The sequence below is a fragment of the Sphingobacterium sp. E70 genome (genome assembly GCF_019285695.1).
In the GTDB taxonomy this organism is placed as follows: Bacteria; Bacteroidota; Bacteroidia; order Sphingobacteriales; family Sphingobacteriaceae; genus Sphingobacterium; species Sphingobacterium detergens.
On sequence record NZ_CP079104.1, the window covers coordinates 5,182,806 to 5,201,792 of the forward strand.

The 18,987-nt window shown below is 39.5% G+C and carries 26 protein-coding genes and 2 pseudogenes; 24 read left to right on the forward strand and 4 right to left on the reverse strand.

What is annotated here, in order from left to right; genetic code table 11:
• Positions 1 to 13: 13 nt before the first annotated feature.
• Positions 14 to 916: a hypothetical protein gene (locus tag KUH03_RS37140; protein ID WP_257089687.1), complete on the reverse strand. Its 903-nt coding sequence runs from the start codon at positions 914 to 916 to the stop codon at positions 14 to 16.
• Positions 917 to 1,488: 572 nt separating this feature from the next.
• Between KUH03_RS37140 and KUH03_RS37145 the strand changes: the two genes are divergently transcribed.
• From KUH03_RS37145 to KUH03_RS37175, 7 genes are all read left to right on the forward strand, one after another.
• Positions 1,489 to 1,770, forward strand: a complete 282-nt coding sequence (locus tag KUH03_RS37145; protein WP_257089689.1) for a GrpB family protein — start codon at positions 1,489 to 1,491, stop codon at positions 1,768 to 1,770.
• Positions 1,767 to 2,087, forward strand: coding sequence for a GrpB family protein (locus KUH03_RS37150; protein ID WP_257089691.1), 321 nt, complete (start codon positions 1,767 to 1,769; stop codon positions 2,085 to 2,087). Before KUH03_RS37145 ends, KUH03_RS37150 begins: the two co-directional genes overlap by 4 nt.
• Before the next feature lie 214 nt (positions 2,088 to 2,301).
• Positions 2,302 to 2,694: a cytidine deaminase gene (locus KUH03_RS37155; RefSeq protein ID WP_257089693.1), complete on the forward strand. Its 393-nt coding sequence runs from the start codon at positions 2,302 to 2,304 to the stop codon at positions 2,692 to 2,694.
• Between the two features lie 49 nt (positions 2,695 to 2,743).
• Positions 2,744 to 3,415 carry a type A chloramphenicol O-acetyltransferase gene (gene catA / locus KUH03_RS37160; RefSeq protein ID WP_257089695.1) on the forward strand — a complete coding sequence of 224 codons (672 nt, stop codon included), beginning with the start codon at positions 2,744 to 2,746 and terminating at the stop codon, positions 3,413 to 3,415.
• 98 nt (positions 3,416 to 3,513) lie between these two features.
• Positions 3,514 to 3,864 carry a GNAT family N-acetyltransferase gene (locus KUH03_RS37165; RefSeq protein ID WP_257089697.1) on the forward strand — a complete coding sequence of 117 codons (351 nt, stop codon included), beginning with the start codon at positions 3,514 to 3,516 and terminating at the stop codon, positions 3,862 to 3,864.
• On the forward strand, positions 3,852 to 4,349 hold the full coding sequence (locus KUH03_RS37170; protein ID WP_257089699.1) for a GNAT family N-acetyltransferase: 498 nt from the start codon (positions 3,852 to 3,854) through the stop codon (positions 4,347 to 4,349). The genes KUH03_RS37165 and KUH03_RS37170 overlap by 13 nt, the downstream gene beginning before the upstream one ends.
• Positions 4,350 to 4,549: 200 nt before the next feature.
• The gene (locus KUH03_RS37175) at positions 4,550 to 5,002 is read left to right on the forward strand and encodes a DUF6624 domain-containing protein (protein ID WP_257089701.1); all 453 of its coding nucleotides are present in this window, start codon (positions 4,550 to 4,552) and stop codon (positions 5,000 to 5,002) included.
• On the opposite strand, the gene KUH03_RS37180 is transcribed toward KUH03_RS37175, so the two are convergent.
• The gene (locus tag KUH03_RS37180; protein ID WP_257089703.1) at positions 4,966 to 5,544 is read right to left on the reverse strand and encodes a GNAT family N-acetyltransferase; all 579 of its coding nucleotides are present in this window, start codon (positions 5,542 to 5,544) and stop codon (positions 4,966 to 4,968) included. The two genes, KUH03_RS37175 and KUH03_RS37180, sit on opposite strands and share 37 nt — an antisense overlap.
• Before the next feature lie 84 nt (positions 5,545 to 5,628).
• Here KUH03_RS37180 and KUH03_RS37185 point away from each other — a divergent pair, with 84 nt between their 5' ends.
• The 13 genes and pseudogenes from KUH03_RS37185 to KUH03_RS37240 all read left to right on the forward strand — a co-directional run bounded on the left by KUH03_RS37185 (position 5,629) and on the right by KUH03_RS37240 (position 13,452).
• A complete protein-coding gene (locus tag KUH03_RS37185) occupies positions 5,629 to 6,180 on the forward strand; it encodes a TetR/AcrR family transcriptional regulator (protein ID WP_257089705.1) in 552 nt (183 codons plus the stop codon).
• A 182-nt stretch (positions 6,181 to 6,362) separates the two neighbouring features.
• Positions 6,363 to 6,656: a hypothetical protein gene (locus KUH03_RS37190; RefSeq protein WP_257089707.1), complete on the forward strand. Its 294-nt coding sequence runs from the start codon at positions 6,363 to 6,365 to the stop codon at positions 6,654 to 6,656.
• Positions 6,657 to 6,960: 304 nt separating this feature from the next.
• The gene (locus tag KUH03_RS37195; RefSeq protein WP_257089709.1) at positions 6,961 to 7,188 is read left to right on the forward strand and encodes a GntR family transcriptional regulator; all 228 of its coding nucleotides are present in this window, start codon (positions 6,961 to 6,963) and stop codon (positions 7,186 to 7,188) included.
• 141 nt (positions 7,189 to 7,329) lie between these two features.
• Positions 7,330 to 8,337 (forward strand): PLP-dependent aminotransferase family protein, encoded by a 1,008-nt coding sequence (locus KUH03_RS37200; RefSeq protein WP_257089711.1) that lies wholly within the window; start codon positions 7,330 to 7,332, stop codon positions 8,335 to 8,337.
• Between the two features lie 107 nt (positions 8,338 to 8,444).
• Positions 8,445 to 8,954 (forward strand): hypothetical protein, encoded by a 510-nt coding sequence (locus KUH03_RS37205; protein WP_257089713.1) that lies wholly within the window; start codon positions 8,445 to 8,447, stop codon positions 8,952 to 8,954.
• 75 nt (positions 8,955 to 9,029) lie between these two features.
• Positions 9,030 to 9,662, forward strand: coding sequence for a histidine kinase (locus KUH03_RS37210; RefSeq protein WP_257089715.1), 633 nt, complete (start codon positions 9,030 to 9,032; stop codon positions 9,660 to 9,662).
• On the forward strand, positions 9,638 to 10,054 hold the full coding sequence (locus KUH03_RS37215) for a hypothetical protein (protein WP_257089717.1): 417 nt from the start codon (positions 9,638 to 9,640) through the stop codon (positions 10,052 to 10,054). The genes KUH03_RS37210 and KUH03_RS37215 overlap by 25 nt, the downstream gene beginning before the upstream one ends.
• Before the next feature lie 24 nt (positions 10,055 to 10,078).
• On the forward strand, positions 10,079 to 10,804 hold the full coding sequence (locus tag KUH03_RS37220) for a LytTR family DNA-binding domain-containing protein (RefSeq protein WP_257089719.1): 726 nt from the start codon (positions 10,079 to 10,081) through the stop codon (positions 10,802 to 10,804).
• 139 nt (positions 10,805 to 10,943) lie between these two features.
• On the forward strand, positions 10,944 to 11,402 hold the full coding sequence (locus KUH03_RS47270; protein ID WP_306429284.1) for an alcohol dehydrogenase catalytic domain-containing protein: 459 nt from the start codon (positions 10,944 to 10,946) through the stop codon (positions 11,400 to 11,402).
• On the forward strand, positions 11,354 to 12,001 hold the full coding sequence (locus tag KUH03_RS47275; RefSeq protein WP_306429285.1) for an NAD(P)-dependent alcohol dehydrogenase: 648 nt from the start codon (positions 11,354 to 11,356) through the stop codon (positions 11,999 to 12,001). The genes KUH03_RS47270 and KUH03_RS47275 overlap by 49 nt, the downstream gene beginning before the upstream one ends.
• 60 nt (positions 12,002 to 12,061) lie before the next feature.
• Positions 12,062 to 12,364 (forward strand): deoxyribodipyrimidine photo-lyase, encoded by a 303-nt coding sequence (locus KUH03_RS37230; RefSeq protein WP_257089721.1) that lies wholly within the window; start codon positions 12,062 to 12,064, stop codon positions 12,362 to 12,364.
• 41 nt (positions 12,365 to 12,405) lie between these two features.
• A complete protein-coding gene (locus KUH03_RS37235) occupies positions 12,406 to 12,714 on the forward strand; it encodes a deoxyribodipyrimidine photo-lyase (protein WP_257089723.1) in 309 nt (102 codons plus the stop codon).
• Positions 12,715 to 12,947: 233 nt separating this feature from the next.
• Positions 12,948 to 13,452 (forward strand): annotated as a pseudogene (locus KUH03_RS37240) (FAD-binding domain-containing protein).
• Between the two features lie 280 nt (positions 13,453 to 13,732).
• On the opposite strand, the gene KUH03_RS37245 reads toward KUH03_RS37240, so the two are convergent.
• Positions 13,733 to 14,176, reverse strand: coding sequence for an alpha/beta fold hydrolase (locus tag KUH03_RS37245; protein WP_257097705.1), 444 nt, complete (start codon positions 14,174 to 14,176; stop codon positions 13,733 to 13,735).
• 306 nt (positions 14,177 to 14,482) lie between these two features.
• Here KUH03_RS37245 and KUH03_RS37250 point away from each other — a divergent pair.
• Positions 14,483 to 15,034: pseudogene (locus KUH03_RS37250) on the forward strand (cysteine hydrolase family protein).
• A gap of 215 nt (positions 15,035 to 15,249) precedes the next feature.
• Here KUH03_RS37250 and KUH03_RS37255 read toward each other — a convergent pair.
• Positions 15,250 to 15,948, reverse strand: coding sequence for an AraC family transcriptional regulator (locus tag KUH03_RS37255; RefSeq protein ID WP_257089725.1), 699 nt, complete (start codon positions 15,946 to 15,948; stop codon positions 15,250 to 15,252).
• A 1,264-nt stretch (positions 15,949 to 17,212) separates the two neighbouring features.
• Here KUH03_RS37255 and KUH03_RS37260 point away from each other — a divergent pair.
• From KUH03_RS37260 to KUH03_RS37270, 3 genes are all read left to right on the forward strand, one after another.
• Entirely contained in the window at positions 17,213 to 17,584 is a 372-nt protein-coding gene (locus tag KUH03_RS37260) for a helix-turn-helix transcriptional regulator (protein WP_257089727.1), read from the forward strand.
• Positions 17,585 to 17,777: 193 nt separating this feature from the next.
• Entirely contained in the window at positions 17,778 to 17,972 is a 195-nt protein-coding gene (locus KUH03_RS37265; RefSeq protein ID WP_257089729.1) for a hypothetical protein, read from the forward strand.
• A 2-nt stretch (positions 17,973 to 17,974) separates the two neighbouring features.
• Positions 17,975 to 18,922 carry an efflux RND transporter periplasmic adaptor subunit gene (locus KUH03_RS37270; protein ID WP_257097714.1) on the forward strand — a complete coding sequence of 316 codons (948 nt, stop codon included), beginning with the start codon at positions 17,975 to 17,977 and terminating at the stop codon, positions 18,920 to 18,922.
• Positions 18,923 to 18,987: the final 65 nt, after the last annotated feature.

The window sequence follows — 18,987 nt, forward strand, 5'->3', positions numbered from 1 at the left end:
TCACCATCGATCGTTAGCGTTCTAAGTTAAGTGTTCCCGTGCTAGTCCCTGGGTGGATCAATAGGGAAGGAGCACTAACAACTGTACGTAAACCAGTACCTAAACTGGGAAATTGTGCCAATACACCCGAATTGTTCAGCCCATTGTAAGTAAGAGCTTCATTAGATAATTTGAAGTTCGCTGTAGAATGGCTTGGTTTGAAGACAGCATTTTCAAGTTTGGTGATTGCACCTGTCATGTTCGGATCCATTGTCAAGGTCGTGGTTATCTGACTAAAACGGTGTTTTAACACAACATTCAAGTTGTTTACACCCACATTCAATTTTAAGTTACCTGTAAAAAACATTAAATCTCCGCTGATATTGTCTAAACTCGCCGAAGATAGTTTGTTTTGGTTATTGATATTGGGTACTGTGCTTGTACTGTTAATGGAATAGGCAATGAAAGTATAGGTTTTCCCTGCGTCAAGAACGATACCCGCTGCAGTTGATTCACCGCCATAGCTGTACGTCTTTTCAGTAACATAGGTACCTTGGTTGTCATAAACAACAACTTTATACTTGATATCTTTGTCCAGTGGTTTTTCTGTTACACTTGCAGCGGCGAGTTTCGGGCTCGATGCAGCAACTAATCCTTTCTTTACAGCCGCCGCTGAGCTGTTAGTCAAAACAACATCAATGGAGCAACCGTTACCAAAAGGGACGGTCATTTCCTGAACATCTGATATACTGCTTGACGCAAGGGACGCTTTTGCAGATCCCTGTTTTTGACCTACAGTGTTACCATCGTTCTCAGTATAGGCTTCAACACCCTGTAGATTGATCTTAACGACTGTTTCTCCTGTTAAATCTGTAGTTTCACCACTCTTTTTACAAGAGTAGAGGCTTGAGCCCGTTAGTACAATGCACGTTAGCATTAGTATATTTTTCAGATTACGATAAGACTTTAAATTCATGTAATTCGATATTTTATGTAATGGATTTCTTTATTTTAATGTAATTTTATGTTATATAACAAGCTTTTAGCGGTACACTTATCCAGCAATATTTAAGTAAAAGCTATGTATTTTTTAATGTGTCAGTAATATGATAACGATTATGGTAAATGCTTTTCTGACGCAAAATTAAATGGAAGTTTTTGTTTAAGAAGTATTGTTTGATGAATGAAGTTTTTCCTGTAGAGAAACATCTACAGGGCAACAACCGGCGCTACGTTCCATATCAGAGATGATGCAGCTTACGTTTTAAAAAGAAGTTGTAACGTGTAAAATCTTATAATATGCACACATTATGCAAAAAAATGGATGCTTACTGAAAATCGAAAAACTTTAATTTTGCCTCCAACGTTTTACTGTTTTACCAGCTTCAACTTATTGGTAATTACGGCGTAAAATCAATCTATTGGAGCAGCCACTGTCCATTTTGAAAATCGAGATAGATTGGGCCGGCATAAAACAAACTATGTATTGAATTTTAAACAATTATTTAAATGATATTACCTTTTGAACCCCATGATCCAAAATGGAAAAAACAATTTGAGTCCATTAAACTAGAGCTACAATTCCTGTTGAAACCCTTAAATCCTCAAATTGATCATATCGGCAGTACTGCGGTAGAAGGTCTTTCAGCGAAACCAATTATTGATATACAGATCGGTGTGGAGAACGAAACTGATCTAGACTGGTTACCTGGTTTATTGAAACTACCGAATATTGTTTACTATGAAAAATATAATCAGGACTGGCCAGAACGCCGATTTTTATATTATTGAAGGAACCTATCTATAGCATCGGTGTTCCAGATGTCGTAAAAATAGGGGATGATATACCCGCAATCTTGCATGATCATGAGCTTCGTATTGCACATTTGCATGCATTTGTAAAAGGTTCGTCCGATTGGACAAGACACCTCGCATTACGCGACTATCTAATCGCACATCCAACGATCCGGGAAAGCTATCAGGAGCTCAAGGAAAAATTAACTCAGCTCGATTGGAAGGATGGAAATGATTATAATATGGGGAAAGATCTATTTTTAAAAACCCAGGAAAAAATCGCTTTGCTATGGCACAAGGAAAGGATCCAATGATCATGGAAAACATACTGATTAAGGATAAAAACTATAGGTTGTACATTGGTTATCAGGACAACGAAACGTTACGATTGGAATTTAATCGAATGGCGAATATGGAAAGAAGACGATCTGCAATTATTTGTTACGTGGGAGTTATTGTCGTTTTTTGAAGAGGAGCACATGAAAGTGGCGACCTTATCGCATACCTAGAATCGGATCGGAGGAAGATATGACAAACAAATTAAAAGAAATCGCAAGCGGGCTTGCAGGTACAAAAACATTAAATGACTTTGTTGAATATGCCGGTGTGGCAGCTGCTATAGAAACAGTGGCCGGCAATATTTATACTGGAATCAGCATTGATACGGCTTGCTCTATGGGCTTTTGCGCTGAGCATAGCGCTGTTGCTGAAATGCTGAAACACCATGAATTTCAAGTCAGGGCATTTGTTGCGGTGGATGCTGCGGAAATGCCGTCCCCCTGTGGGCGTTGTAGAGAATTGATAAGCCAGCTTGCCAAGACTAATCTTGATGCAATCGTGGAAGTGAAAAATGGGGTATTCAAATCGTTAAAGGAATTACTGCCTTTTGACTGGAAAGAAGATCTCGATAGGAATTGGTGATTTTTAGGATTGGACCAATTGGTATAAAATAAATAATTAGTGGAATAAAATGGGAAAAATAGGATCAGATTATAAGAAGATAAATTTAGCGGATTGGAACCGAAAGGAGCATTTTTCAGTCTATCGTAGCCAGATGAAATGCGGATTTAGCCTCACGACAAAAATTAATATCACTAACCTGCTTCCTTTTATAAAGGAAAATGGCTATAAATTTTATCCTGTCATGATTTACCTAATTACAAGGGCCGTAAACAATCATGAGGCTTTTAAGATGGCTATGAAGGATGGGGAACTCATTGTATGGGACTATGTAAATCCGATATATACTGTGCTGCATCCGGAAGCGGAAACTTTTTCGGCGCTATCGACTGTATACGATGCGGATTTTGCAGCGTTTATGGCCAATTACAATCGTGTTGCCGAAAGACATGCCGACGATTTACGTTTTTTTCCGGAGACGCCTCCAGAGAATCATTTTAATATTTCAGCAATTCCCTGGATTAATTTTGATAGCTTTAACCTTCATATTGCCGACTTTACAGATTATTTTGCACCTTCTTTTACGATTGGAAAATATCAGCAACAAGCCGATGAAATCTTAATGCCTATAGCAATTCAGGTGCATCATGCTGTCTGTGATGGAATACATGTCGCTAAATTGATTGCGACACTGGAGGCATATTGTAAGGACATCGGGACAGTTCTTAAATCTCAGGTATAAATCTAAGAAATCGCCTTTTTCAGAACAGTCCTTTTGTCTGGATTCTGTCTGTACGCCAAACTGTTTTGTTCTTTTGGTAATAAACAAATGATAGCTCAATGAAAATACGACAATTAACGCAATCCGATATTCCTCAGCTGCTGCAAACTATTAATGGAGCTTTTAAGGATTATATTGTTCCATTTCAACTCGATATAGAACAATTGCGACAGAAAATCAGCATGGAAGATATTCAGTTAACTTGGTCTGTTGCTGCGTTTGCGGAGAACAAACTTGTCGCGTTTATGATGCATGGTCTGCGGGAAATAGATCGTCAGCTTGTGGTCTACAATGGTGGAACGGGTGTACTGCCTGAATTCCGCGGGCATGGGTTAGTGGGGAAAATGTATCATTATCTAATCCCGTTTTTAATGAGAACAAGGTCAGGCAGGTTGTTTTGGAAGCAATAGAAAGTAACAGCGCGGCCATCCGTGCCTATGAGAAAAGTGGTTTTTCGATCAACAGACAATTGCTATGTTTCAGTGGTGTCATTCAGCCAGCTAGGGTGAGCCATGTGGCGAGAATCCAACCGCTGTCTAATTTCTCCTGGCAGGAATTTCAATCGTTTTGGGATATTTTACCAAGTTGGCAAAGCGCAGCAAAGAGTATGGATCGTTTGCAACCTAGTGCATTAGGAGCATATATCGAGGACAAACTTGTGGGGTATATTCTTTTTAATCCTGGAAACAAACGGATATACCAAGTCGCTGTGGCACCCGAATATCGGCGGAAAGGAATTGGAACGCAGCTTTTTCAGACGCTTAAAGAAGAAATTCCTGCGGAAAAAATAAGTTTCAACAACGTTGATGCGAAAGCGGAAGAGGTGAAATTATTTTTGGAAAAACAGGGATTGGTCAATGGCATCAATCAGGTTGAAATGATAAAGCTGCTATAAACCAGGTGCTCGCATGTCAAATGTGGTTTTTCTTGGCATTTGACCAAACAATAACATCTAGTTGTGAGTATATAAGAGACAATCGGTATGATATTATACAAAAAGTTAGCGAACGAACTGGTCCAATTAGCAGATGATGATCTCCTATTACGGAACGAACTGGCCGAGAAGGGGAACTTCAGAAGGGCTATCATCCCGCAATGGCGGCCGTTCACCGTGATAACGCGAAGCGATTACGGGAGATAATTGCCGAGATAGGTTACCCCGGTATTTCAAAAGTAGGAGCAAAGGCCAGTGAGGCGGCATGGTTAATTGTGCAACATGCTATCTCAGAACCCGGTTTCATGCAACACTGTTATCAACTGATGATCAATGAAAAAGAAGACATCGACCCTGCTCATATAGCCTATTTATACGATAGAATACATTATTTTAAGAGCAAACCACAGCGTTTTGGAACACAACTGACCGCTGATGGTAGAATCTATCCGGTCGAAGACAAAGCGAACCTCAATAAACAACGTTTGCGGATGAATCTACCTGAGCTTTCTCAGATGAAACTTTATACCGTGTATGATTTAGACCAGCTGGCGACTTTGGATCAGCAGGATATGGATTATACAATCTGGCGAAAGGAAGTAGGCTGGCTATAGTTCTTTTTAAGCAAGGCAAATATTTCACCATCTACGAAACGCCCCTTCTCAAAGAAATAGTCATGGAGAATTCCTTCGGAAACAAGATCCATTTTTTCCAGCAACCTACGGGAAGCTAAGTTGTCCGGGTCAATAAAAGCCTCTATTCGATTGAGTTTATAGCAGTCGAAACCAAATGAAATAATAGCGGAAATAGCTTCTGTCATCATGCCCTGTTGCCAGAAGTCAGGATGAAGTTCATAACCGATCTCTGCACGAAAATGCTCGTTGGAAAAATTATGGAAACCACAAGAACCAATGAGCTGATCCGGATTGTCCTTTAAACAAATTGCCCAACGGATAGCCTCTTTTTCTAGAAAATTTTTCTGCCAGGTTTTTACAAGCTCATAAGCCTCCTCTATATGCTGGAATGTTGGTAAATCGAAATATAATGTTACCTCATCTTTTGAAAAATAAGAAAATAGAGCGGCAGCATCTGAATCTTGGATTTGACGTAAATGAAGACGTTCTGTTGTTAAAATTGGGAATGTATCCGATATCATAACAGTAAAAATAATAAAATATGTTCAAAAGCAGAATGATGATTTGAATTTTCGACATTTTTGTATTTTTGTCTAGTAATGACAATGCAACAGGAAAATATTAAGGAAGAAATTATTCTTTCGTCGATGAAAGTGTTTGAAACTTATGGTTTTACGCGGGTTTCAATGCAGGATATTTCTAAAGCCTGTGGTAAGGGACGTAGTACACTGTACTACTATTTTACGAGCAAGATGGACGTTTTTGACGCAATAGCCGAATATTTATGTCAGCAGGTGTTTACAATTGCCAAAGAAAGTTATAGCCGGGAAGCTTCTCTAGAGGATAATTTGGTCGGCTTTCTAAGGGCTAAATTGCGTCAGATCAATTTGATTACGAAACGTTTTCACTTGGCTTTTGAGGATATGAAATCCGATCCGGCATTAATGGTCTCCAAGACACGTTATATGTTGGATGATGAAATTGAATTGATCCGTGATATGATCGGGATCGCTATTGCCAAAGGGGAAATCCAGTTTCTTGAAGAAAAGGATATGCTGTTTCTCTCAGAGATGTTAGTGACGACATCCCGTTGTTTTGAGCAGGAAGTATTGCTTTTGATCGGTTTCCTGACTTTGAAGCACGGCTTGCCTGGTTGATTAGTATATGTGTAAAGGGGTTAAAATAAGCTGATTTTAGACGTTTTCAGGCCCCAGTAAATAGATGAGCATTTGCTCGTTTTTTTAGCGATAGATTTCGACATAAATACAAAATATGTCTATTTGAATAGGTGTTTGTTTTGATGTAACAATTGGAATGTCTAACGAAAATACGAAATAACATGATATTAAATGCAAAAATAGGAAGGGTACGAAGGTCGTTAACTGCGCAAAAATATGTGCTCGTGTTGGTTGAAACGGATGAGCATATACGTCCAGAGTCTACCGGGTTGTTAAATTCGGAGTTTGATTGTTATCTACTGGTGCATCAGGAAATCGAACGACTGGATGAATTGGCGCTTGCATTAGAAAATACAAATAAAGAAGTTCGATTGGCTCGAAATTTTAATGAATTGAAGGACAAAGGGATTTTGATTGACCAGTTAAACCAAATTACTGTTAAGATATTGAAATAAATCTATTATGTATAAAGTTGTTTACTCCCTATCACGCAAATTGAAATGGAAGGCAAGTGAGCTCTTTCATTTCCTATATCAGAGTTTCCCAGAGATCAAGAATATTGATTTATTGTTGGATGACCGGCAGTTTTACTGGTTGTTAAAATTAATAGCCGTTTAGAATTTTCAATTTTGAATATTTGTCAGCAACGGGGAATTACCATGCAATTTGTCCAGGTGGAAGATGTAGACTGAAGATCTGCGACCATCCGGTTCAATGCATTATTATAAAATTCACATGTCCTAGTTTTCAATTCGGCCGATGAAGAAGTATAAATATGAGGTGTTCACTTCCAAAATCGAGGAAAACATCAAAAACGGAATATTAAAAGCAGGTGACAGGTTACCTTCTATTCGACGGATAAAACAAGAATATGGTTTAAGTACGAGCTCAGTCCAGAGTGGATTCGATGATCTCATGTTTAAAGGACTGGCGACGAGTTTCCCCGTTCCGGTTATTGTGTCGCTGTGGGGACAAAAACGTAAATGATGAAACGCTTGCTACATTAAATCTTACTCCCAGAAATGCAGTATTCAGAGACAACATCAGTCTAACCTCTTATCGAAAACAACATGCTGAAACTGCTTTTTTAATGCTGCAACACCCTCAGATCTGTTTGTACCACAAAAATTGGTACTACGAACCATGCAACAGATCATTCGCGAAAAATCAGCAGCACTATTGCGGTATTATCCGAGTAATGGGAGTGATGAGCTAAGAGAACTGATTGCACGACGTTCGGCACAACATGGGGCAGCCATCAGCATGGATGAACTACTGATTACTGACGGTGCATTGCAGGCTTTCTATATTGCCTTAGCTATCACTACCGAACCCAATGATATTGTGGCCATAGAGAGCCCCTGTGTTTTTTCTATGCTGGAGGTTATTGCCAGTCTACGTTTGAGAACCATCGAAATTCCCGTTCGTGGAGAGGGTGGCTTAGATACAGAATACCTTAAAAATGCCTGTCGTAAAAATAATATTAAGGCGATCGTTGTGACGCCAAATTTTCATAATCCGACAGGAATTTTAATGTCTGGGGAGACGAAGCACGCGGTATATGAAATTGCTCATTTTCATCATATCCCAATTATTGAAAACGATATTTATGGCGATCTCTATTTCAGCCATTCCCGACCTACAACTATTCGGAATCTCGATAACGAAGGTCTTGTGCTTACTTTTTCGTCATTCGCGAAAACCATTGCCCCTGGAATCCGTTTGGGTTGGCTAGCTCCTGGAAAATTTTTTGAAAAAGCTGAACGATTGAAATTTTCGCTTGGGAGATCGGTCTCACCGCTTAACCAGGAGCTCCTCACAAAATTGCTTAATACATCGAGTTACGATAGGCATCTCCGAATATTTCGGCAGCAACTAAAAAAGCAGGCATTACAGTTGGTAGAGCAAATCAATCGCTGTTTTCCTGCGGAGAGTCATACCTATACACCCGCTGGGGATATAGTCTATGGACCAGATTACCGGCAACGATCGATATGCAATTGTTCTATGATAACTGTGCTAAATCTGGTGCCTACTTTGCACCAGGAGCAATTTTTTCCTTTACAGATGCTTATGATCATTGCTTTAGAACTGTTTTCTCCCAACGTATTGCAGACATACATCTCGAAACGATAGCAAACATTGGAAACCTCCTTAAAAGGAACTGTACTGATCTATCCTTCATAATCTGAACCGAGAATCCCTGAGCTGGAGCCTGTAAATTTGTGTTTTAATAATGTGATATGAATTTACAAACCAAATTTACCATTGCGTCAGAGGAGGGATTGAAACTGTTGTTCCTATTGAAAAGGGAACAGATCCATCGTATGTATGACAACCAGATCGATTCAAAAGATCTTAACAATTATCTTGATATACAATTGAATAATCAAAGAGCGGCAGACGAACTCAACAATCTGAGTACACAGCTGATCAGCGTTTTCGCGGACGCTGAACCTGCAGGCTATGCTATGATTAAGCAATCGCCTGTTCCTGAGCTATTAAAGGGTATGAAAGCGATCCATTATGCCGACTTTTACATTCGAGATCAATATGATAATCAGGCGATAAGGGAGTGCCTATGGAAGAAATGTCAATCGGTTACGAACTTTTACAACGCATGCTGGATCGAATTGCTGCAAACTGACCCGCTCGTTCCTTTTTTCGAAGATTGTGGGTTTAGCATCGAGCAGCAATCTCTTCTGGAACCTTTTGGAAAGAAATCCTATATCATGATATGGAAGCGGAACTGATAAAAAATCATGATGAACTCAGTTCATCATGATTTTTGCATATTACCCATAAATAGTTGAATTTTACTTCAGGATATGGAACAACGTCTCATGACAAACAAAAGTCGGTGGTATTCAAAGCGGTATTTACAGGAGTTTATACTGTTTACCGCCATGTTTTTGCTGACGATGCTCCATGAATGGATGAAAATTGATACCATTATCGATTTTATCAAAGGCCTGGTATTTTTTAGCCTACTGTATATCCAAGCACAGTTGCACCGTCACTTCTTTTTCTCATTCTTCATGAAGAAAAAGTATTTTATCTATGTGATCGGCGCCGTTTTTTCAACGCTAACTGGAGCAGCACTCTTGGTTGTGGTTAATTATTTTTGGATCGATACTGCCTATTATGAAAGAGGGGAGATATCCGTATTCCAAGATTTTGCCTACCAAATTATGTTATGTGTGATAAGCACATTTACAATGCTCTCTTTTTTCCTCTTACGCCAATATGCCAATGAGGTTGAGAAAAGAAATGAAGCACAGTTGATGCTAAGTGAGATCAATGTGAAATATTTACATGCACAGCTAAATCCCCATTTTTTCTTTAATATGTTCAACAACCTTTATGGCGTGAGCTTAACTGAGCCATCCCGTACACCTGAACTGATCTTGAAACTATCGGAATTGATGCGATACCAGTGGAAAATGCCAATAGAGATATGATAAGGCTAAAGGAGGAAGTTGATTTTATCGCTAATTACGTTGCTATGGAGAAGGAACGCGTTGGCAAACGCTGTGCGATAAGGTATGTGTTAGCAGGGGAGGACGATGAATTGAATCGCTATCGGATTGCACCATTACTTTTGATCACATTGATTGAAAATGCCTTTAAACATAGTCTTACGAACGAAAGGAGATGGTATGTGGATATCTTTATTACTTTTAGCGATGGTGCATTGACCGTGGATATCAAAAATTCGTTGGCAGATAAACTACTGAAAAATAATTCCACAGGTCTCGGGTTAGCGAATACCCGCCAACGTTTAGCCCTGCTTTATCCGACACAATATAAGTTGCATTGTGCTGAAATGGGGCATGATTACCATACTTTTTAACATTAAACTTAAAATCTTCAGCATATGAATGAGCGTTTGAGGTGCATTGTGGTTGACGATGAGGAAGGGGCGCATCTAGTCCTTCATCATTATATCAAGGATATCAAAAAATTGGATCTAAAAGCTTCCTTCTATCATCCCGTTGAAGCAATGGATTATATGTATGATCATGAAGTTGATCTTATTTTTTTGGATATCAATATGCCCGGATTGAATGGCTTGGAGATGTTAAGAGCACTGTCTAATCCGCCCCTTGTAATTTTAACAACAGCATATAAAGAATATGCTTTGGAAAGTTATGAATATAGGGTGGTCGATTACCTGGTGAAACCTTTTGACATCAGACGGTTTATGTCAGCGATTGACAACGTTTTCTCTAGATATCCATCAGTCAGACCTACAATATTGGATCATCCTGTCGTGCTTGCCACTGCAGCAGCCTCCTCTGTAGTCGTTAAAGTGGATGGTGATTTTGTGCGGATTATGTGTAAAGACATCATATACATACAAAGCTGGGGCAATTATGTTAAGATTTTCACCACATCGGGATCCTTTGTGAGTTCACTAACGACAGCTGAAATGGAACAAAAGTTAGACAAAGATCTTTTTATGCGAATACATAAATCACATATTGTCTCACTGGAGCGTGTCAGTAAAATTTCAGGCGGTTCGGCCGAGTTAGATTCTGGGGAAAAATTGCCAATTGGATCAACTTACCGACGGGAGCTTCTGCTGTATTTCCAAAAGTAGTATTGAAACTTCAATATATTGTATGCTGATACAGAGTCTGATCAGATTATTTTTCAAACATTGCTGTTCTAAACTAAACTTTTTGATTATCAAGGGTTATTTTTAACGAAACAATTCATCATAGATCATTTATTTTAATATGAGTACATTTTCAATAAAAGCTTTCGGAACCGAGGCTCCGACGGCAGACTTAAAGCAACTGGAGGTACAACGTCGTGCGGTAACGGCGAAAGATGTAGAAATTGATATTCTATACTGTGGTGTTTGTCACTCTGACTTACATACGGCACGTAATGAATGGGGCGGAACAATTTACCCCAATGTTCCAGGTCATGAGATTGTGGGACGGATTACAAAAGTAAGCTCCGATGTAACGAAATTTAAAGTAGGTGATCTTGCCGGTGTTGGCTGCATGGTTGACAGTTGTCGTGAATGCGAGAGCTGTAAAGAGGGTTTGGAGCAATATTGTGAGAATGGAAATATCCAAACATACAATGGTCATGATAAGCATTTGGACAAACAGACCTTTGGCGGATATTCGAGCGTGTCGTGGTGGATCAGGATTTTGTCTTGCATATTCCCGAAAATCTGGATTTAGCAGCAACGGCTCCGCTACTTTGTGCAGGTATCACAACGTATTCGCCATTACGGCATTGGAAGGTTGGTCCCGGACAAAAAGTAGGCATCGTGGGCATTGGTGGTTTGGGACATATGGGGGTGAAAATAGCCAAAGCAATGGGTGCACATGTCGTCGTGATAACAACTTCTGCAAGTAAAGTAGAAGATGCCAAGCGCTTAGGCGCGGATGAAGTCATTTTGTCTACCGATCAGGAGCAGATGAAAAAGAATGCTGGTACTTTGCATTTTATTTTAGATTGTGTCTCCGCGCAACACGATATCAACGTCTACTTGAGCCTATTGAAACGCGATGGCTCACTGACACTTGTCGGTGCTCCTGAACATCCTCTGCCAGTAGCTCCATTTAGCTTAATCCCTACACGTAAAAGTTTCTCCGGATCGATGATCGGTGGTATTGCCGAAACGCAAGAAATGCTGAATTTCTGTGGAAAGCATAATATCACTTCGGATATAGAATTAATACGTATGCAGGATATCAATAAGGCTTACGACAGATTGTTAAAGAGCGATGTGAAATATCGTTTTGTTATCGATATGGATAGTTTAAAAAATAATTAAAATCAGTTCAGACAAAGCTAAATCAAGAGAACATGCTTTCAGTTTAGTAGAGGCTTAGCTTTGTCTGATCAGCGTTTTTTCTTGGGATTTATTTTTGGTGTTATCAAATTAAACAGATGGGGCTCGTCGGTAGTTGATCGAGTTACCACTATTTTTATGGAGAAAAGTAAAGTTGTGGTGTTTTGGTTCCGTCGGGACCTCCGGTTGGAAGACAATGTAGGACTATCTCAGGCATTGGGGAAGGGGCTTCCTGTGTTGCCGATATTTATATTCGATGAAGATATTTTAGGGCGATTGGAAGATAAGTTAGACCGACGTGTAGATTATATCCATCAGGCTCTTGATGGAATAAATAAAAACTAAGGGAATATGGAACTACTTTAACGAGCTTTCATGGTAGTCCTGTGGCAATTTTTAAAACATTGCATGAGCAATACAATATTCAGGAAGTCTATTGTAATAGCGATTACGAACCTCAAGCGATCCGACGGGATCGGACGATCGCTGAATTTTTCAATGCTGCTGGAATTCCATTTAATGCCGTAAAAGATCAGGTTATTTTTGACAAGCATGAAATCTTGAAAATTGATGGTACACCCTATACCGTTTATACACCTTATGCAAAAAGATGGCGGGAGAAATTAACGGCAGAAGATTATCAATTCACTGATCAAATAGTTGGGCATTTTTTCAGCAGACATACGCACCAATAATCCCCTTGGAAAAAATAGGGTTTAAAAAGACGGATTTGACTTTTGAACCACCACAACTGAATACAGCTATTATTAATACCTACGATAAATACCGTGATTATCCTTCCTTAGAGGGGACGACCAATTTGGGTATTGCACTTCGTTTTGGAACAATTAGTATTCGTCGCTGTGTTGCTTTTGCAAAACAGCATAATGAGGTCTGGCTGTCTGAATTGATCTGGCGGGAGTTTTTTATGCAGATCTTATTTCATTTTCCCAATGTGGTCAACGAATCCTTTAAAAAGAAATACGACGATATCCAGTGGCGCAACGATGAAACGGAGTTTGAATGCTGGTGTCAAGGAAAACAGGCTATCCTTTGGTCGATGCGGGTATGCGGCAATTGAACAGTACCGGATATATGCATAATCGTGTGCGTATGGTTGCAGCGAGTTTTCTATGCAAACATTTATTGATTGATTGGCGATGGGAGAGGCCTATTTTGCGCAAAAGCTCAACGATTATGATTTATCTGCGAATAACGGGAATTGGCAATGGGCAGCAGGGAGTGGCTGCGATGCCGCCCCGTATTTTAGGGTGTTTAACCCGATTATTCAGGCCGAAAAATTTGATAAAAAACAAGAATATAGTAGACAATGGATTCCCGAACTTGGGACAACAGATTATCCCGAACCTATTATAGCGCATCCAATTGCCAGAGAACGTGCGCTAAAAACTTATGCAGCAGCATTGAAGTAAGCGACGGATAATGATAAATCAATCCCACCAGACCTGATCGGCTGAGGTGGGATTGATCTATCCTATAGTAGATTTTTATTGATCCAAAAAAGCAGCAACAAAGGCGTCGAATGCTTGTGGGTTTTCAGCTTGTACCCAGTGTCCTGCATTTGGTATTGTTTCAAAGCTAACATCTGGAAATTGCTCCTTGATTTTGATTTTATCTTCAGGAAGAATGTAGCGCGATTTTTCGCCTGCTAAAAAAAAAGGGTAGGACCAGTATAAATCCCCGCTTTTACACCTATTGTAATGAAATCTGCATATTTCCGTTGCAGAACATCCAGGTTGAAACGCCAACCCAATTTACGGTCTTCTTTAATATAGACGTTTTTAACAAAAATTGAATTACTCCGGGATCATCAAGGTAGCTTTCGAGTTTTGTCTGTACATCTTTTCGGTTGTCCATACTATTGATATCAACCGCACAAAGGGCATTGAAGATATCTTCATGATGTGGTGGGTAAGCCTTGGGAGCTATATCCGCAATAATCAATTTTTCAACCTGTTCCGGATGCTCAATGGCAAATTGCATGGCAACTTTGCCGCCGAGAGAATGACCCAATAATAAGACTTTTTCTGCTCCGATCGAAGCGATATAGGCGCCCAGGTCCTCGACCATTTCCTCAACGGACATGCCGTCACTGTGAAAACTTCGACCATGATTGCGCAGGTCAAGTAAATGTATCTGTCTTTTTCTCCAAAGCTACGGCCAAAAGATCCCCAGTTGTCCGCCATACCAAAAAGGCCATGCAGAACAACAAGCGGTGTACCACCGTTTTCTGCGCCGTATATTTTGCTGTGTAGTAATTCTTTCACGATATTTCTCTCCTTTAAACGAATTGAAGTGGCCTTATAAGGGCCATTCTCGATGGCTAAGATAGCTAAAACATCCCTTCTTATCAAAATGGTAGTGTCGATGATCTATTTGGTAGTGCCTTCCATCGTTGACAAGTTAATTTTGTAGTAACGAAAACATAATAATAGATAACACATGAATACTACAGCGTTAATTGTCATAGACATTCAAAATGAATATTTTGAAAATGGCGGAATGGAACTTGTAAACCCAATTGCCGCAAGCGTAAATGCCGGAAAAATAATCGGCCATTTTAGAGAAATAAAAGCCCCGATTATCCATATTCAGCATATTTCTCCCGATCCAACGAAAATGCCATTTTTATAGCAGGTACGGTTGCTGCTGAGATCCATCCAAACGTCAGACCACTGCTGGGAGAGAAAGTGATCCAAAACACTTTCCAAATAGTTTTAGGAAACCGAACTTTTTGATTATCTGAAAGCCAATCAAATTACTGAACTTGTTGTTGTTGGCATGATGACGCACATGTGCATTGATGCCACGACGCGGGCTGCGGTTGATTTTGGTTTCCCATGTACAGTAATCGGGGATGCCTGTGCAACACGTGACCTGGAAATTAACGGTGTTACGGTCAAAGCTGACGATGTGCATCACGCGTTTCTAGCAGCATTGGAATTCTTCTATGCGCAGACTCAGACGACAGAAACCTACCTCGCACAAAAGTAGCTATTCTAAAACTGGGAGGTTCCGCATCGGCATTTTTCTATGCGCAGACTCAGAGGACAGAAACCTGCCTCGCACAAAAGTAGCTATTCTAAAACTGGAGCGGTATAGCATTGGAATTTTAAGCTGACAGTGTATGGCAACATTGCTATACACTGTCAGCTTTTTTTTTGTAATTACTGTGAGTAACCGGCTAGGGACAGCCCGTAATAGACCTTTTACCGTAATTCCTGGATAAATGCACTGATGGTCTTACCCGTCTGCGCCTTAAAAAAACGCATCAGGTGATTAGGCTCGGAAAAATTCAGTTCAAAAGCAATTTCACTGATAGATTTGTCTGAATGTATCAATAAATCCTGCACTTCAAATAATAAGCGCTGTTTGAGTAATTGTGTTGCCGTGGTATTGAATTGTGCTTTAACGGCATGATTCAGTGTGATGCGACTGATGCCCATCAATGCTGTATATTCGTTGATCCGCTGTTTCTGTTGAATATGCTGTTCGAGTAACATCCTGAACTGATAAGCAAAATTATTCTCAGGTTTTTGCAAAGAAAGTCCATTCAACCGGGCATATTTTCGATTCAAGGTCTGTAGCAAATAATAGAGCAAAGAGCGTATAATATGTGCACTGTCTGCCTCTGTCTGAACAAGCTCCGATTTTATTTCCGCGAGCAGTGTGTAAAATTTAGATAGATGTATATCATCTGCAGCTATTTTTACTGTATGGTGCAACTGATAGAAATACAGCAATCGATACGTAAAAAGCTTATCTGCGAAAAACTCATTGAGAAAATCTTCCTGAAAAATCAATGTGGTGAATTCCAGATGCGTAGGGTCCAGTTCCCAGGTATGTTTCTGAAAGGCAGAAATAAAGATAATGTTGTTGTCCGTTAATTCGATGACTTCCTGTCCCAATCGTAAACGTCCCTTAGCCTTTTGAAAAATAAAATTTCAAAAAAATCTTTATGATAGGTCTCGCGATGGGTATAGTCTGTTTCCTGTTGATTTAATACGTTTAATAGAAATTCAACGCCACATTCACCTTTATGGAATTTTATCGTTCTCAATAGCAGTATACTTTATCAATCAAAAGTACTAATCTTAGGGCTAAATATAGCGCTATATGTACAATCTTGCATTAACATAACCGGACGACTGGATGCCTTATCATTCATTTAACAGTTCGGATAAAAATATTTTTCTAAAATAATTGAGAGATTTATGCGAAATGTGATTTTCGTCACTTTTTTATTGAAAGATTTGATTTACCTTTATGATATAATCAAATAGGCAAAACTTAAATAGTGATATTCATCCCACTTGAATACTTATTAAAAGGTATATTACATTTCTTTTCCTTAAAAAAGGAACTATTTGATTGATATAGGAAAGATTGAATAGCCATATTAAAATATATTATTTGGGGTTTTCTCGTCAAGAGAGCCCCTTATATTTTTTATAGCCTTCAATTTAGCATCTGATATACTTCTGAAAGATGCTGAAAGCAGCGCTTGTCGGGCGCGATGCGGTTAAACAAATCTTTTATTTCTTTTTGTCAAATTCCAAATCAGGACTGTGATATGATTTTTTACACTTTTTAATCGATTATTTTTGATTGCTTCAATAAAAGTTATTTTAAGGTCAACGCAACATAATGAAAAAAAGGAGTACGTCATTTCGCTAAAAATGGAGGATATGACGCGTGAACTACTGTTTCCACAACGTAGCAAGGAATACATGGTGCTAGAGTCTACAAGTGACAATATGCAAATACAGCGCAATTGCCATTATCGTGCTTCTTTTTTGGAGTGCTGTTGGCTGAGGAGGGTATTTCCTATTATCGGGTGGGAGACTATGAATATGAGCTTCAAAAAGGTGATATTCTTTTTTTGTGTTCCGCAGGAGGTTTTTAAAGTCATTTACTTTTCCGCAGACATCAAGCAAAAACAAATTTTCTTTTCTACAGATATGCTATCAGATGCCGGCTTTAATTATCGCTCAAATGATATGTTAAAGAACTTTTCCAATAATCCCTCTTATATCATTCGTGGCGAGCAACACCTCTACAAACGATTGGCATTTTATATAAAGGAACTTGCTTATCTCAACGATTTTAAGAATCCGGTCTATTATAGTAATGAGATGATCTGGCATTACTTTTCCTTGTTGATGTATGATATTGAAAATTATTCCAAAATTTTCGGCAGCAGGCCAGTTTTTCTTCCCGGGAAGAAGAGATTACAAGCGCTTTTTTGCGCTTGTACGGGAATATTATGTCGAACATCATGATGTTCAGTTTTATGCAGATCGTCTATTTGTCAGTAGAAAATATCTCACGAAGGTAGTCAAGAAAGCGATGTTGCGTACACCCAAAGAGATTATCAACCAGATCCTACTTATTGAAGCGAAGATTCTCTTAAAGAATTCTGCGAATAACGTTGGCCAGGTGGCCTGTTTGCTGAACTTTTCAGATCAAACGGTCTTTAGTAAGTTCTTCAAAAAACATACCGAAAGAAATCCAAGTGACTACAAAATGGATGACCTTTTCTAGGTCATTTTTATCAGTCAATCTTTGCTCAGATGAAGGTGCTTTTCCAGTAATAGATAGGAAAGCACCTTTGTTTTTGTTATCCGGTCTATACGCTTTTGGCGTCTTTTAAACAAATTTTGGCGTCTTTGCGCCGAATTCAGACATCGGTTTTTTTGGACTTTTGCTACACATAAAAATAAAAGCAAAATCCATTATGAAGCAAAACGTCGTTAAAAAGCGCGCCACGAACTTGTTTATTGCGCTGGTATTGTTATCCAGTTGTTCAGGTAAACAACAGGATGGCGGATATCAGCAAGGACCTGCAGAGGTTCTTTTTGGCACTGTAACAACAGGCGATGCAACGATCCGAAATGAGTATGCAAGTGCCATAGAAGGCGTGTCAATATAGAAATACGACCACAGGTGACCGGTTATCTCCAAAAGATATTTGTGGATGAAGGTGACTACGTCCGTGCCGGACAGGCGCTATTTAAAATTGAAGATCGGATCTTTCAGGAGCAGTTAACAAATGCGCGGGCGGCCTTGTCTGTTGCCGAATCTAATTTATTGACCGCCAAAATTGAGCTGGATCGAAAAACTGAGCTGACCAAAAACCGTATCGTTTCGGATATTCAGATGCAGGAAGCTCAGGCAAGTTATGCCGCCGCAAAAGCATCAGTAGCGCAGGCGAGATCAGCTATCGCCTCAGCACAGATCAATCTGGACTTTTCAGTCATCAAGTCGCCCGTGAATGGGTATATCGGACGTTTCAACTACCGCTTGGGTAGTTTGCTGTCTGCCTCAAATCAAGATGCCATTACAGTCGTTTCTGACAACCATCAAGTGTATGCCTATTTTAGCTTGAGTGAGAACGATTTTGTACGGTTTCAGCGCGAACATACAGGAAATACGGTTGCGGAGAAATTGAAAAATGCAGCACCCGTTGCACTGTTACTTTCGGATGGACAGGAGTATCATACCAAAGGGAGAATAGATGCCGTTGAAGGTCAATTCAATAAAAATACGGGCTCCATTACTTTGCGTGCAAAATTTGATAACCCTCGCGCGGAGCTGCGTAGCGGCAACACAGGCAAAATTGTGATGTATCAACAATTGAAAGAAATGCCCCTGTTACCTATTGCATCCACAGTATCTTACCAAGACAAAGTCTTTGCCTATGCTGTCGATAAGGAAAATAAAGTCGTACAGATACCTGTAGCTATTTCTGGGAAATCTGAAGATAATTTTATTATTCGCGAAGGATTAAAACAGGGAGACCGTTATATCGCTCAAGGATTCGAACGCCTACAACCTGGAATGCCGGTTGTCGCGCAAAAGCAAACTCAAAACAAAAAATAAGACAGCAATTCATGTTAAAAAAATAATTAAACGACCAGTATTGGCCACCGTGATTTCTGTCTTAT

Bases quoted from the DNA above. Each gene is read 5' to 3' on its own strand.
- KUH03_RS37140 (WP_257089687.1), bottom strand. From the start codon at position 916: ATGCTAACGTGCATTGTACTAACGGGCTCAAGCCTCTACTCTTGTAAA.
- KUH03_RS37145 (WP_257089689.1), top strand. From the start codon at position 1,489: ATGATATTACCTTTTGAACCCCATGATCCAAAATGGAAAAAACAATTT.
- KUH03_RS37155 (WP_257089693.1), top strand. From the start codon at position 2,302: ATGACAAACAAATTAAAAGAAATCGCAAGCGGGCTTGCAGGTACAAAA.
- catA (WP_257089695.1), top strand. From the start codon at position 2,744: ATGGGAAAAATAGGATCAGATTATAAGAAGATAAATTTAGCGGATTGG.
- KUH03_RS37165 (WP_257089697.1), top strand. From the start codon at position 3,514: ATGAAAATACGACAATTAACGCAATCCGATATTCCTCAGCTGCTGCAA.
- KUH03_RS37175 (WP_257089701.1), top strand. From the start codon at position 4,550: ATGGCGGCCGTTCACCGTGATAACGCGAAGCGATTACGGGAGATAATT.
- KUH03_RS37180 (WP_257089703.1), bottom strand. From the start codon at position 5,544: ATGATATCGGATACATTCCCAATTTTAACAACAGAACGTCTTCATTTA.
- KUH03_RS37185 (WP_257089705.1), top strand. From the start codon at position 5,629: ATGCAACAGGAAAATATTAAGGAAGAAATTATTCTTTCGTCGATGAAA.
- KUH03_RS37190 (WP_257089707.1), top strand. From the start codon at position 6,363: ATGATATTAAATGCAAAAATAGGAAGGGTACGAAGGTCGTTAACTGCG.
- KUH03_RS37195 (WP_257089709.1), top strand. From the start codon at position 6,961: ATGAAGAAGTATAAATATGAGGTGTTCACTTCCAAAATCGAGGAAAAC.
- KUH03_RS37205 (WP_257089713.1), top strand. From the start codon at position 8,445: ATGAATTTACAAACCAAATTTACCATTGCGTCAGAGGAGGGATTGAAA.
- KUH03_RS37210 (WP_257089715.1), top strand. From the start codon at position 9,030: ATGGAACAACGTCTCATGACAAACAAAAGTCGGTGGTATTCAAAGCGG.
- KUH03_RS37220 (WP_257089719.1), top strand. From the start codon at position 10,079: ATGAATGAGCGTTTGAGGTGCATTGTGGTTGACGATGAGGAAGGGGCG.
- KUH03_RS47270 (WP_306429284.1), top strand. From the start codon at position 10,944: ATGAGTACATTTTCAATAAAAGCTTTCGGAACCGAGGCTCCGACGGCA.
- KUH03_RS37265 (WP_257089729.1), top strand. From the start codon at position 17,778: ATGAAGCAAAACGTCGTTAAAAAGCGCGCCACGAACTTGTTTATTGCG.